Annotated in this window: 9 protein-coding genes and 1 tRNA gene; 6 read left to right on the top strand and 4 right to left on the bottom strand. The window is 56.6% G+C overall.

Annotated elements, in window-relative coordinates; all coding sequences use genetic code 11:
- Nucleotides 1–185 precede the first annotated feature (185 nt).
- The 3 genes from FN806_RS19585 to FN806_RS19575 form a co-directional block, all read right to left on the bottom strand.
- Nucleotides 186–1,139 (bottom strand): hypothetical protein, encoded by a 954-nt coding sequence (locus FN806_RS19585; protein ID WP_142640294.1) that lies wholly within the window; start codon nt 1,137–1,139, stop codon nt 186–188.
- 47 nt (nt 1,140–1,186) lie between these two features.
- Nucleotides 1,187–2,359 (bottom strand): DUF6538 domain-containing protein, encoded by a 1,173-nt coding sequence (locus FN806_RS19580; protein ID WP_142640292.1) that lies wholly within the window; start codon nt 2,357–2,359, stop codon nt 1,187–1,189.
- A 63-nt stretch (nt 2,360–2,422) separates the two neighbouring features.
- Nucleotides 2,423–2,509 (bottom strand) — tRNA-Leu (locus FN806_RS19575).
- Nucleotides 2,510–2,707: 198 nt separating this feature from the next.
- On the opposite strand from FN806_RS19575, the gene FN806_RS19570 reads away from it, so the two are divergent.
- Nucleotides 2,708–3,691, top strand: a complete 984-nt coding sequence (locus tag FN806_RS19570) for a complex I NDUFA9 subunit family protein (protein WP_142640290.1) — start codon at nt 2,708–2,710, stop codon at nt 3,689–3,691.
- Here the strand turns inward: FN806_RS19570 and FN806_RS19565 are convergent, their stop codons facing one another.
- Nucleotides 3,692–4,495 (bottom strand): undecaprenyl-diphosphate phosphatase, encoded by an 804-nt coding sequence (locus FN806_RS19565; protein ID WP_142640289.1) that lies wholly within the window; start codon nt 4,493–4,495, stop codon nt 3,692–3,694. It abuts the gene before it with no gap.
- A 230-nt stretch (nt 4,496–4,725) separates the two neighbouring features.
- Here FN806_RS19565 and FN806_RS19560 point away from each other — a divergent pair, with 230 nt between their 5' ends.
- From FN806_RS19560 to mtgA, 5 genes are all read left to right on the top strand, one after another.
- Nucleotides 4,726–6,159, top strand: a complete 1,434-nt coding sequence (locus tag FN806_RS19560; protein ID WP_142640287.1) for an NAD(P)-dependent oxidoreductase — start codon at nt 4,726–4,728, stop codon at nt 6,157–6,159.
- A 23-nt stretch (nt 6,160–6,182) separates the two neighbouring features.
- Entirely contained in the window at nt 6,183–6,617 is a 435-nt protein-coding gene (locus FN806_RS19555) for a GFA family protein (RefSeq protein WP_142640285.1), read from the top strand.
- Nucleotides 6,614–11,146 (top strand): glutamate synthase large subunit, encoded by a 4,533-nt coding sequence (gltB, locus tag FN806_RS19550; RefSeq protein WP_142640283.1) that lies wholly within the window; start codon nt 6,614–6,616, stop codon nt 11,144–11,146. The genes FN806_RS19555 and gltB overlap by 4 nt, the downstream gene beginning before the upstream one ends.
- 184 nt (nt 11,147–11,330) lie before the next feature.
- Nucleotides 11,331–12,245, top strand: a complete 915-nt coding sequence (locus tag FN806_RS19545) for a Hint domain-containing protein (protein ID WP_142640281.1) — start codon at nt 11,331–11,333, stop codon at nt 12,243–12,245.
- Nucleotides 12,246–12,284: 39 nt separating this feature from the next.
- The gene (gene mtgA, locus FN806_RS19540) at nt 12,285–13,019 is read left to right on the top strand and encodes a monofunctional biosynthetic peptidoglycan transglycosylase (protein ID WP_142640279.1); all 735 of its coding nucleotides are present in this window, start codon (nt 12,285–12,287) and stop codon (nt 13,017–13,019) included.
- The last annotated feature ends 32 nt before the right edge of the window (nt 13,020–13,051 follow it).

The raw sequence follows: 13,051 nt of genomic DNA, 5'->3' as shown, positions 1-13,051 counted from the left end.
CGTGGATTCACCCCAACTGATACCCCTTGTTTCACTGAGGTGATCACCTGTGACGGTGCCTGTAACGGGAGTAGAACTGCTTCTCCTGGGCACCATCCCCCGAGCTTAACCCATTGATCTCCCTCAGTATCCTTGTGGAAACTGCGCGGGTGTAGGGTTCAATTCAGCCATGAGCCCGCGAGAAACTAATAACTGGTTCTCAGAAAAAGCGAACTCAGGTCTTCACGATTTGCGCACAATAGTATCTGACGTATGCCCCAGCTCTTGTTAAGCCAGCGACCATAGCTTTGAAGCTGCTCCAATGGTGTTTCACCAAAAAGAAACTGCTGAATAGGTACCTCCGCGAAACCAGCGGTGATTTCTGAGATATGTTCGATAATTTCCTCCGGTGCTGAAGTGGCTTCACCGGACAGCAATTCACGTGCCCGGATCGACATAAAATCAGATAGTCGGCTGTGCCGCCCCTCCAGGACTTCAGGAGAATGCCAACTGACTTCGTCACCCGCGGTCGAAAATGCATAGTAGTGGTTATGATTAGCCACCCTTTCATGAGGCGTAATTGAAACGTGATTTCTCAAAAACGGCTGCCTATCGTATCGGCTGAGCCAGTACATTTCGGCAAAATCGCTGTGAAGTGACCACTGCCGCATCTCCCAAGGGTTAACGAACCTTGGGCCCTTCGTTAACTCCTCATTGAATTCGCGCCGAGTGAGGTATGTTGGAGCTACATAAATCGCGTAGCTCAACCCCGGTCGGTTATGCGACAAAAGGACGTTGTGCTGCAGATCGTCAGCTGTCTCGGCTTTGCGTCTGAGTTGGAAGTAGAGGCTCGGGTCATCCGATAGCATGTGGTCTCTTCGGAACCGCCGAACTTTCTGTAGCTTGCTTTCATTTGAACGTCGTTTGCCCGAAGCCTTAGTTTTTCCGATTGCTCGAGGGAGCTGTTTTAACCCAGTAGATTTCTTGAATTGAATGTAGACCGGTATGGCTACGTCCAAGCGCTTGTCCGCGCCAGTAAGTTGTTCGTTAACGTCGACGAGTTTGAAGGGAAGACCTGTCGAACACCAGCCCAAGAAACTCGCCACGTCTGCTTCGAGCTGCTTCTCCGATATGTCACTTTTGATAACGTATGAAGTCAAATCACCTAACCTTAAACATCTAATGATAAAGACACTTTTTCGAACCTTCACAAGAATTCTATCTTCGTCAACCACTTGTGCAGCACGTCAATGCTGTAGCCCCGCCCATAGCTGTGCCCGACGCCCTCGGTCTGCCATCCTCCTATTTGATCCACGATGTCAGAAGGGCATTCTACGGCCCGGAGCCTGTCGCGCATTGAGTGGCGGAAACTGTGCATTGTGCAGTTTGCGGGCACTATCGGTCTAAGCCACTTGTTGAGCGCCGCGCTTGCAGAGTTCGCGTTTGTCTGGCTCGAGCGGTTGTAGCGTGGAAAGGCATGCACCTTATCGGAAGCTACGCCGTGGATACGTTTTGCTGCCCACAAAGCTGCGCCGACGAGCGGAACCTCACGTGCACTGCTGGCGGTCTTGAGGCGCCGCCACGGGTGTTCGCGAATGACCACCTTGGGATTCTTTCCGTCAATCACGAGATCATCCAAAGAAAGACCTGCGACCTCGGCGAGTCGCATCCCAGTATCCGAGACGAGAGCTACAAGCCAACGAAGATCATCATCAAAACGCTGGCACTCCTGCTGCACCATGCGAACAGCTTCTATCGGCAGAGGTTCGCGATCCCTGACTCCAGCTTGGCGATCAAAGTACACGCCACCGAAAGGGTTCGTAAGAGAGAAACCCATCTCACTCGCAGCGAAGTTCGTTATAGACCGAACCGTTCCGAACACACGCGTAATGCTGCTACCGGAAAGCCCTCGTTCAATGAGTACGTCTCGAAAGCTGTTTGCATCCTTCTTGGTGTACGCCCGGAGGTCCTTGTCACCAGCAACATCAATCAAATAACCGCAGGATCTCTCAGCCGCACGATGAAATGTGATCGGACGATCTGCGCCCTTTAACTTCAGGTAAACTGCAACGGCCTCTGACAGCGTCACAGTGTCCGCGAGCGGAACATTTGATGGATTGCTGTGTGTATTGGCAGCGATACGCAGCCTGTTCTTACCTGGTAGTTCGATGTCTCTGATACGCAGATAATACCAGTATTCATCGAGCTGATGAGCCGCCCTGCTTGCGCGAGAAGCAGCAACAGAAGCTGATCTTGTTCTCAACGAATAGCTGATCTTCCTGGAAGAATAGTGCCTTTGAAGGTATCTCGGGACCCTCCGTTCGAAGTAGTAGATGCCGTTCTTGGTGAACGAAAAGGGGACTGATTTGTCATACGCCATGTCCTACACCCGCGCAGTTTCCACAAGGATACTGAGGGAGATCAATGGGTTAAGCTCGGGGGATGGTGCCCAGGAGAGGACTCGAACCTCCACGTCCATACGGACACTAGCACCTGAAGCTAGCGCGTCTACCAATTCCGCCACCTGGGCAGGTGTCGTGGAGGGGCGTTTAAGCCTACTGGCGGAAGGCGTCAACCGGATTCGGAAAGTTTTTTGAAAGTTTTTTAACCACTGCTTTCAACCGTCTGTGCCGCGTTGCTTTTTCGTGGCTGCGCGGCGTTATTGCGCCTTGTTTGAAAGGGCATTGGGCGGTAGATCGGATCAGGACCCAATAGCAGGAGCCCTCAAATGTCCAAACTGGTCACGATTTATGGCGGATCCGGATTTGTCGGCCGGTATATTGCGCGACGTCTGGCGAATGAAGGCTGGCGCGTTCGGGTTGCGGTGCGCCGTCCGAACGAAGCGATGTTTGTTAGACCCTACGGTGCGGTGGGGCAAGTCGAACCTGTCCTGTGTAACATCCGCGATGACGCTTCGGTTGCTTTGGCGATGCGGGGGGCTGATGCGGTGGTGAACTGTGTTGGTGTGTTGAACGAGATTGGCCGGAATGAATTCGATACCGTTCAAACCGAAGGGGCTGAACGCGTTGCGCGTCTAGCAGCCGCTGAAGGTGTAACCCGTATGGTCCATATCTCGGCCATTGGTGCTGATGCCGAGGCGGGGAGCGAATATTCTCGTACCAAAGCGCAGGGCGAGGCCGGTGTTCTGGCGCATATGCCGGGTGCAATGATCCTGCGCCCTTCGGTGATTTTCGGAACCGAGGATCAGTTCTTCAACCGTTTCGCTGCGATGACCCGGGTGGGGCCATTTCTGCCGCTGGTCGGGGCCCAGACGCAATTTCAGCCGGTCTATGTGGATGATGTCGCCAAGGCTGCGGTGCAGGGCGTGCTGGGGCAGGCCAGCGGGGGTGTCTACGAATTGGGCGGACCCGAAGTGAAAACCTTCCGTGCGTTGATGCAGCAAATGCTGGATGTGATCAACCGCCACCGGATTATCCTTGGGATTCCCTTTTGGGTGGCCCGGGTCATGGCGGGAATGCTGGACATAATGAAATTTGCGAGCTTTCAGTTGTTTCCGAACAATATCCTGACGCGTGATCAGCTCAAGAATCTGCGTCACGACAATGTTGTCTCAGATAGCGCGCTTGGCTTTGCTGATCTGGGGATCGAGCCGGCGACGCTGGAATCGGTCCTGCCGGATTATCTGTGGAAGTTCCGCCCCTCGGGTCAGTATGATGACATACAGAACTCGGCCAGCAATATGCGGACCTGATCAGCTGTAGGCGATGACCAGAAGGATTGCGCCCACTACTACGCGGTAGATCACGTATGGCGTAAAGCTGACGCTGCGCAACAGACGCATCATTAGCGACAAGGCAAGCAGCGCGGACAGAAACGCAAAGAACGCAGCAACAGCACTGTCGAACGCCAGTTGGGCATTTGCCTGGCGGATGACCTCTGTGGACAGCAGCGCTCCGGATGCCAGAATCGTGGGTATGGACATCAACATCGCGATGCGTGCACCGTCCTCGCGGCTGTATCCAAGCTGGCGCGCCCCGGTGATCGTGATCCCGGACCGGGATGTTCCGGGGATCAGCGCCAGGACTTGCCACAGGCCCATGATCATCGCATCGCGCAGGCCCCAGTCAGAGGTTTCTTTGCTTTGCGGCCCTTTCTGGTCCATCCAGTAGAGCAATATGCCGAACCCCAGCATCGTCCAGCCGATGACCGTCATTGAGCGCAGAGACTGGCTGAGCCCGGTTTTGAACAGGATCGCTCCGACAATGACGGTTGGGATCGTGGCCAGAATCAGCCCCAGGGCCAATCGGGCTTGTGGAGTATCGGTGCGCCCCAAAAGAGCCTGCGGCAGTCCGGAAATCGCCATTTTCACATCAGACCAGAAATACAGAATTACGGCGCCCAGAGTGCCCACATGCACAGCGACATCGATGGCCAACCCCTGATCGTCCATACCGGTCAGGCTGGGTAAAAGTATCAGATGACCCGAAGATGAGATCGGCAGAAATTCGGTAATTCCCTGAATGACTGCTGCAAGAATCAACTGAAAAAGACTCATTTACCTGCCCGTGCTGCCGCCACGTGTTCTTTGTGATCCCTGCGTATAAGCGCGGTAAGGAAAAGAAAAGGATGCAAATAGGTCCGAATCGGAACTAATATCCTGTATTTCTCACTGGTCATCGGTGGAATCCAGAAAAGTTTTTGAAAAAAGGTCAGCACACTTGACTTTTAATCCTCCTACGCATCTTTTAAAGAGGCGCGACCAAGCCAATTCATGGAGTCTGACCCGTGGCCAAGCAACCGATGCTGAAATTTGTGCAGATCGACCGAGTAATGCCGGAAAAACGGGCCGCAGATGCCCGTACGGAAGACTTTGACGAAATCTATGCCGAATTCGCTGCTGCCAAAGCTGAAGAACAGGCCAGCCGCTGCAGCCAATGCGGTGTGCCTTATTGTCAGTCGCATTGCCCGCTGCACAACAACATTCCCGACTGGCTGAACCTGACCGCAACGGGCCGTCTGGAAGAGGCCTATCACACCAGTCAGGCCACCAACACCTTCCCCGAGATTTGTGGGCGCATCTGCCCACAGGACCGCCTGTGTGAAGGGAATTGCGTGATCGAACAATCCGGGCACGGCACTGTTACCATTGGCTCGATCGAGAAATATATCACCGACACAGCCTGGGAAAAGGGGTGGGTCAAGCCGGTCGTACCGGGTGCTGAGCGCCGCGAAAGCGTCGGCATCATCGGCGGCGGCCCTGGTGGACTGGCAGCGGCGGACATGCTGCGCCGTGCGGGTATTCAGGTCTCCGTGTATGATCGCCATGACCGGGCAGGCGGACTGCTGATGTATGGAATTCCGGGTTTTAAGCTGGAAAAAGACGTTGTTCAGCGCCGCAATGACCTGTTGGCTGATGGCGGGGTTGAGTTTGTTCTGAATTGCGACGTGGACGCCGCCAAATTCGCGGAAATCCGTTCCAAACATGATGCGATTATCATCGCAACCGGCGTTTACAAGTCACGCGACCTGTCCATGCCTGGCAGCGGTTTGACGGGTATTGAAAAGGCCATCGACTTCCTGACAGCCTCGAACCGCAAAAGCTTTGGCGATGAGGTCGAAGATTTCGACAATGGCCGTTTGAATGCCGAAGGCAAAAAAGTTGTCGTGATCGGTGGCGGTGATACCGCGATGGATTGCGTGCGGACTTCGATCCGTCAGGGTGCGACCTCGGTCAAATGCCTGTATCGCCGCGACCGCGCGAACATGCCCGGATCGCAGCGCGAAACGCAGAATGCCGAGGAAGAAGGCGTCGTATTCGAATGGCTAAGCGCGCCAAAGGGCTTTACCGGCGATGATCAGGTTTCCGGCGTTATGGTCCAGAAGATGCGTCTGGGTCAGCCCGATGCCACCGGCCGTCAGGCCCCCGAGTTGATCGAAGGCGCGGATTATGTCGAAGACGCTGATTTGGTGATCAAGGCGCTGGGGTTCGAGCCCGAAGACCTGCCCACACTGTTTGGCCAGCGTGACCTGCCCGTGACCCGCTGGGGCACTGTAAAAGCAGCATTCGAGACCGGCGAGACCGAGATGGACGGGGTCTATGCCATCGGTGACATCGTGCGCGGTGCCTCGCTGGTGGTCTGGGCGATCCGCGATGGGCGCGACTGCGCCGACGCGATCCTTGACCGTTTCAACAACGCGGCTGCGGTTGCAGCCGAATAAGCCCCGCGACAGGAGGGACAGAGATGCCCGAATTGCAAGGCCAATGTATGTGCGGCGCGGTCACAGTGACTGCCACCCCGGCGAAAGAGTCGTTGGGCGCGTGCCATTGCGACCAGTGTCGCCGCTGGACTAGCTCGATGCTGATAACGTTTCCCGCGCAAGAGGGGTATGCGGCCCTTGGGCCGGTTAAGACCTTTACGTCCTCGGACTGGGCGGAACGTGCATTTTGCGCCGATTGCGGATCGGCCCTGTGGTACCGGATTACGCTGCCGGGTGAAATGCACGGGCATACCCAAATGGCAGCAGGCCTGTTCGACGACACGGACAATCCGCTGCAACTGGAACTTTATATCGACAAAAAGCCTGACGGGTACGCGTTCGCAGGCGAGCGCCGGCAGATGACCAAAGCTGAGGTCGAAGCCATGTACGCCCTGCCGGAAGAAGGAGACAGCCAATGACCAAATATGATGCCGATTGGGTACGGGCCGAAGAAGCCAAACGTCAGTTCATGGCCGAAAACGGTCTCTATTCCGAGGAAGAAGAGCATTCGTCCTGCGGTGTGGGTCTTGTGGTCTCAGTCGATGGCAAGCCGTCACGCAAGGTTGTGGATGCTGGCATCGCCGCGCTCAAGGCGATCTGGCACCGCGGCGCGGTAGATGCGGATGGCAAAACCGGCGACGGCGCGGGTATCCATGTGCAGATCCCGGTTCCTTTCTTCTATGACCAGATCCGTCGCACCGGGCACGAGCCCAAATTAGATCAGCTGATCGCGGTTGGTCAGGTCTTTCTGCCCCGCACCGATTTCGGCGCGCAGGAACAGTGCCGGACCATCGTGGAATCCGAAGTGCTGCGCATGGGTTATTATATCTATGGCTGGCGCCACGTTCCGGTTGATGTCACCTGCCTCGGCGAAAAGGCCAACGCGACCCGGCCCGAGATTGAGCAGATCCTGATCTCGAATTCCAAAGGCGTGGACGAAGAGACATTCGAGCGTGAGCTTTATGTCATCCGTCGCCGCATTGAAAAGGCTGCAGCAGCGGCCGGGATTTCCGGGCTGTATCTGGCGTCACTGTCCTGCCGGTCAATCATCTACAAGGGCATGATGCTGGCCGAGCAGGTTGCGGTTTTCTACCCCGATCTGATGGATGAACGGTTCGAATCCGCCTTTGCCATCTATCACCAGCGCTATTCCACGAATACCTTCCCGCAATGGTGGCTCGCCCAGCCCTTCCGCATGTTGGCCCACAACGGTGAGATCAACACCCTCAGGGGCAACGTCAACTGGATGAAAAGCCATGAAATCCGCATGGCCAGCGGCACCTTTGGCGATTACGCTGAGGATATCAAACCGATCATCGCTGGTGGATCGTCGGATTCTGCCGCATTAGACTCTGTATTCGAAGTTCTTGTACGCGCAGGCCGCTCGGCCCCGATGGCGAAAACCATGCTGGTGCCCGAAAGCTGGTCCAAGCAGGCGGTGGAATTGCCGCAGGCCTGGCGCGACATGTATTCTTACTGCAACTCGGTGATGGAACCCTGGGATGGCCCTGCCGCGTTGGCCATGACCGATGGCCGCTGGGTCTGTGCCGGTCTTGACCGGAATGGATTGCGTCCGATGCGTTATGTGGTCACTGGAGATGGTCTTGTAATTGCAGGCTCCGAGGCCGGGATGGTCCCGATTGATGAGGCCAGCGTGACCGAAAAAGGCGCGTTGGGCCCGGGCCAAATGCTGGCCGTGGATATGAAAAAGGGCAAGCTGTATCGCGATACGCAGATCAAGAACAAGCTGGCCCGCGCACTGCCATTCGGCGATTGGGTCGGCAAGATCAACGATTTGGACGAGTCTCTGGCTGGAATCACCGAAGCACCGATCTATGCGGGCGAGGAGCTGCGCAAGCGTCAGATCGCCGCCGGATATTCGATCGAGGAACTGGAGCAGATTCTGGCGCCAATGGCCGAAGATGGCAAAGAGGCACTGGCTTCAATGGGCGATGACACGCCATCGGCTGTTCTGTCGAAACAGTACCGTCCGCTCAGCCATTTCTTCCGCCAGAACTTCAGCCAGGTGACCAATCCTCCCATCGACTCGTTGCGCGAATATCGTGTGATGTCGCTGAAAACCCGGTTCGGAAACCTGAAAAACGTGCTGGATGAAGACAGCAGCCAAACCGAAATTATCGTGCTGGAAAGCCCGTTTGTGGGCAATGCCCAATGGGAAGCACTGGCAGAAAACTTCAATGCCCCATTGGCAGAAATCGACTGTAGCTTTGAAGCCGGACAAGGGGCGCTGGGCGCAGCTTTGGCCCGTATTAGAGCCGAAGCCGAAGAGGCCGTGCGCTCGGGCGCGGGGCATTTGGTGTTGTCCGATATGAATTCAGGTCAGGGTCGCGTGGCGATGCCAATGATCCTGGCAACAAGCGCGGTGCATTCGCATCTGACCCGCAAGGGTCTGCGCACATTCTGCTCGCTGAACGTGCGGTCGGCGGAATGCGTTGATCCGCATTACTTCGCCGTTCTGATCGGGTGCGGGGCCACTGTGGTCAACGCCTATCTGGCCGAAGATTCTCTGGCCGATCGTATTGATCGCGGGTTGCTGGATGGCAGCCTGACCGAAAATGTCGCGCGGTACCGCGAGGCGATTGACCAGGGCTTGCTGAAAATCATGGCCAAGATGGGGATTTCGGTGATCTCATCCTATCGTGGCGGATTGAACTTTGAGGCTGTGGGCCTCAGCCGTGCCATGGTCGCCGAGTTTTTTCCCGGTATGACCAGCCGGATTTCCGGCATCGGTGTTACCGGCATTCAATCCAAGGCCGAAGAGATCCATGCCAAGGGCTGGGAAAGCGGTCTGGATGTTCTGCCGATCGGTGGTTTCTATAAGGCCCGTAAATCAGGCGAGACCCATGCGTGGGAAGCGACCTCGATGCATATGCTGCAGATGGCCTGCAACAAGGCGTCTTACGAGCTGTGGAAGCAGTATTCGGCCAAGATGCAATCGAACCCGCCGATCCATCTGCGCGACCTGATGGATTTCAAACCGCTGAGCAAGCCGATCCCGATTGAAGAGGTGGAATCTATCACCTCGATCCGCAAACGGTTCGTGACGCCGGGCATGTCGCTGGGGGCGCTGTCGCCCGAGGCGCACAAGACGCTGAACGTTGCGATGAACCGGATCGGGGCGAAATCCGACAGCGGCGAGGGCGGCGAAGATCCGGCGCATTTCGTGCCGGAACCCAATGGTGACAACCCCTCGGCCAAGATCAAACAGGTGGCTTCGGGCCGGTTCGGTGTAACCGCCGAATACCTGAACCAGTGCGAAGAGCTGGAAATCAAGGTTGCCCAGGGTGCCAAACCCGGTGAGGGCGGTCAGTTGCCTGGCATGAAGGTCACCGACCTGATTGCGCGCCTGCGCCATTCGACCAAGGGTGTAACACTGATCTCACCGCCGCCGCACCACGATATCTATTCGATCGAGGATCTGGCGCAGTTGATCTATGATCTGAAACAGATCAACCCGCGCTGTAAGGTGACGGTCAAGCTGGTGGCGTCCTCGGGTGTTGGCACGATTGCTGCAGGTGTAGCCAAGGCAAAAGCGGACATTATCCTTATTTCGGGTCACAATGGCGGCACCGGCGCGTCGCCTGCGACATCTATCAAATATGCTGGTCTGCCGTGGGAGATGGGCCTGACCGAGGCGCATCAGGTTCTGGCGATGAACAACCTGCGGGATCGCGTGACCCTGCGAACCGATGGCGGCTTGCGTACCGGTCGTGACATCGTCATGGCCGCGATGATGGGGGCCGAGGAATACGGTATAGGCACTGCTGCCCTTATCGCGATGGGCTGTATCATGGTGCGTCAGTGCCAGTCCAACACTTGCCCAGTTGGCGTGTGTACTCAGGACGAAAGCCTGCGCGCCAAATTCACCGGTAATGCCGATAAGGTCGTCAACCTGATCACCTTCTACGCGCAAGAAGTGCGCGAGCTGCTGGCCAGCCTGGGTGCGCGCTCGATTGACGAGATCATCGGTCGGGCAGATCTGCTAGCGCAGGTCAGCCGAGGGTCGGCGCATCTGGATGATCTGGACCTCAACCCGCTGCTGATCACCGTCGATGGTGCCCATAACATCGTCTATAATCGCGACAGAGACCGGAACGCGGTGCCCGATACGTTGGATGCGGAAATCGTGCGCGATGCCGCCCGGTTCCTGAAAGACGGCGAGAAAATGCAGCTGTCTTACGCAGTGCAAAACACGCACCGAACCGTTGGGACGCGGGTTTCCAGCCATATCGTGCAAAATTTCGGGATGCGGAACACGTTCCAGTCGGATCACCTGCACGTGAAGCTGCAGGGCTCTGCCGGTCAGTCGCTGGGAGCGTTTGCAGCGCCGGGACTCAAGCTTGAAGTTTCGGGTGATGCCAATGACTATGTCGGAAAGGGCTTGTCTGGTGGTATGATTGTTGTGCGTCCACCGCAGGTCAGCCCGCTGAAGGCGGATGACAACACCATCATTGGCAACACGGTTCTGTATGGGGCCACGGACGGGTATCTGTTTGCAGCAGGCCGCGCCGGGGAACGGTTCGCTGTGCGCAATTCAGGCGCCAAGGTGGTGATCGAAGGCTGCGGCTCGAACGGGTGCGAATACATGACCGGCGGGGTCGCCGTGATCCTGGGCAGTATCGGCGCCAATTTCGGAGCGGGCATGACAGGCGGCATGGCTTACCTGTACGACCCCGACGGCAAGGCGCAGGCGCTGATGAATATGGAAACGCTGGTGACATGCCCCGTGACCATTGGCCATTGGGAAGACCAGCTGAAATCGCTGATCGAAACCCATCAGGCCGAAACCATTAGCCGCAAGGCTGCGGATATCCTGCAGCACTGGGAGGTCGAGAAGGCGAACTTTATCCAGGTCTGCCCGAAAGAGATGCTGAACAAGCTCAGCCATCCGTTGGCGGTCGAGGCAACAGCTGTTCCTGCAGAGTAATCTGAGGACCAATGAAAATGGCAACCCCGCGTGTCTTTTAAACCACGTGGGGTTTTCTTTTATTGGTCCTAGGTGGTCGTTTGCTTGTCGAAACGGGCCCAATAAGCCTAGATTTCGTCACTTTTTGTTCGGAAGTTGCGTTTAGGCTGCTGTGCAGTCGTGCGAACGCGTAGGAGTCTGTTAGATGCCAACCACCTATCTTGATCAGTTTTATTCGTTTGACCCCGCGAATCCGCCACCGGGCGGTACATCGGTAGTTGTTGATAAATTCAACCTCACCGATGTGGATGACGATGGCGAGATCGACGCGCCCAGCGGGGATACGGTAAACGGCCAGGATGTAACTTCGTCGTGGCCGGGTGATGTTGTTACGATTAACGTGACAGGCGTTGGCAATGTCACCTATACCGGCACGACCTTCTATCTTGCTGACGGAACCCGTGTCTTTACACCAACAGACGGGCAGGTTCTGCAACCGGGCACGTTTGTCTCATCAACATTTGTCAACACGCAGGGGCCGCTAGATGTTGGCAATCTTGGCCCGCCCTGTTTCACCCCCGGAACGCTGATCGAAACGCCTGACGGCGCTTGCTCAGTCGAAGATCTGAAGCCCGGCGATATGGTCATCACATCGGACAACGGTGCGCAGCCGCTGCTTTGGGTGGGGCGGACCACGGTTGAGGCCGAAGGCAAGCTGGCGCCCATTCGGTTTGAGGCTGGCGTGCTAGGGCTGGAACAGCCTTTGATCGTGTCGCCACAGCACCGGATGCTGGTCTCGGACTGGCGGGCGCCGTATTTGTTCGGCCATTCCGAAGTGCTGATCGCAGCGCATTGCCTGGTCAACGGGGATTCTGTTACGCGTGTTGAGGGTGGTCAGATCGACTATATTCATCTTCTCTTTTCGCGCCATGAGATCGTCATTGCAAATGGGGCCAAAAGCGAAAGTTATTACCCGGGGCACGCGCTCTCTCAGTCTGACGCCGAGACAAAGGCTGAAGTTCTGGCCCTGTTTCCCGAATTGCAGACCCGCGACGCGGTCCTGCCAGAAACCGCCCGCCCCGTGATACGCCCGCGCGAGGCGCGCGCTTTGGCGATTTAATCCGTTCCAAACATCGTCGCCGCGTCGTATAGCAACAATATGGCAAAGAAAGCAGCGCGCAAATCGAGCAGTAAGAAAAGCAAGGCGTCGAAGGCAAAGAACCAGACACAATCGCGGATTCGCCGCTGGGTGACCCGCGCAGTATTGGGTCTGGTTGCGTTTGTTGTGGCGCTTGTGGTGCTTTTTTCTGTGGTGAATCCCCCGGTAACCCATACGATCTGGTCTGAATGGCGGCGGCTGGGCAAAGTTCAGCGCGATTGGGTGCCGATTGAACAGATCTCGCCCGTCATGGCGCGATCCGTGGTGGCGGCTGAGGATGCCAATTTCTGCCTGCACTGGGGGTTTGATGTCGATGCCATTCGCGATGCTTTGGAGGAAGGCGGTACACGTGGCGCCTCAACCATCACGCAGCAAGTGGTGAAGAATGTGTTCCTGTGGCAGGGACGCAGTTGGGTGCGTAAGGCGCTTGAGACATCTCTCACCCCCGTGGTCGAGATTTTCTGGAGCAAGCAGCGCATTCTCGAGGTCTATTTGAACGTGGCCGAGACTGGCGAAGGTGTGTTTGGCGTTGAGGCCGCAGCCCAGCGCAACTTCAATGTGACCGCGGCCCAGCTGTCGCCAGTTCAGGCCGCACGTATTGCCGCAATCCTGCCTTCTCCCAAAAACAGGTCCGTTCGGGATCCGTCGGTCCGCACACGCAGACGGGCTGCCTCGATCCTCGATGGGGCGGCCACCATTCGCGCAGATGGTCGCGCGGATTGTTTCGAGGATTGAAACCCAAGGCCCTGCAAGGCTAAAGCTTGAGT

Origin of the sequence: Ruegeria faecimaris (assembly GCF_900182615.1) — a bacterium.
Lineage (GTDB): Bacteria > Pseudomonadota > Alphaproteobacteria > Rhodobacterales > Rhodobacteraceae > Ruegeria > Ruegeria faecimaris.
This window is presented reverse-complemented; position numbering and strand designations above follow the sequence as displayed.

Bases quoted from the DNA above. Each gene is read 5' to 3' on its own strand.
- mtgA (WP_142640279.1), top strand. From the start codon at position 12,285: ATGGCAAAGAAAGCAGCGCGCAAATCGAGCAGTAAGAAAAGCAAGGCG.
- gltB (WP_142640283.1), top strand. From the start codon at position 6,614: ATGACCAAATATGATGCCGATTGGGTACGGGCCGAAGAAGCCAAACGT.
- FN806_RS19555 (WP_142640285.1), top strand. From the start codon at position 6,183: ATGCCCGAATTGCAAGGCCAATGTATGTGCGGCGCGGTCACAGTGACT.
- FN806_RS19580 (WP_142640292.1), bottom strand. From the start codon at position 2,359: ATGGCGTATGACAAATCAGTCCCCTTTTCGTTCACCAAGAACGGCATC.
- FN806_RS19565 (WP_142640289.1), bottom strand. From the start codon at position 4,495: ATGAGTCTTTTTCAGTTGATTCTTGCAGCAGTCATTCAGGGAATTACC.
- FN806_RS19545 (WP_142640281.1), top strand. From the start codon at position 11,331: ATGCCAACCACCTATCTTGATCAGTTTTATTCGTTTGACCCCGCGAAT.
- FN806_RS19570 (WP_142640290.1), top strand. From the start codon at position 2,708: ATGTCCAAACTGGTCACGATTTATGGCGGATCCGGATTTGTCGGCCGG.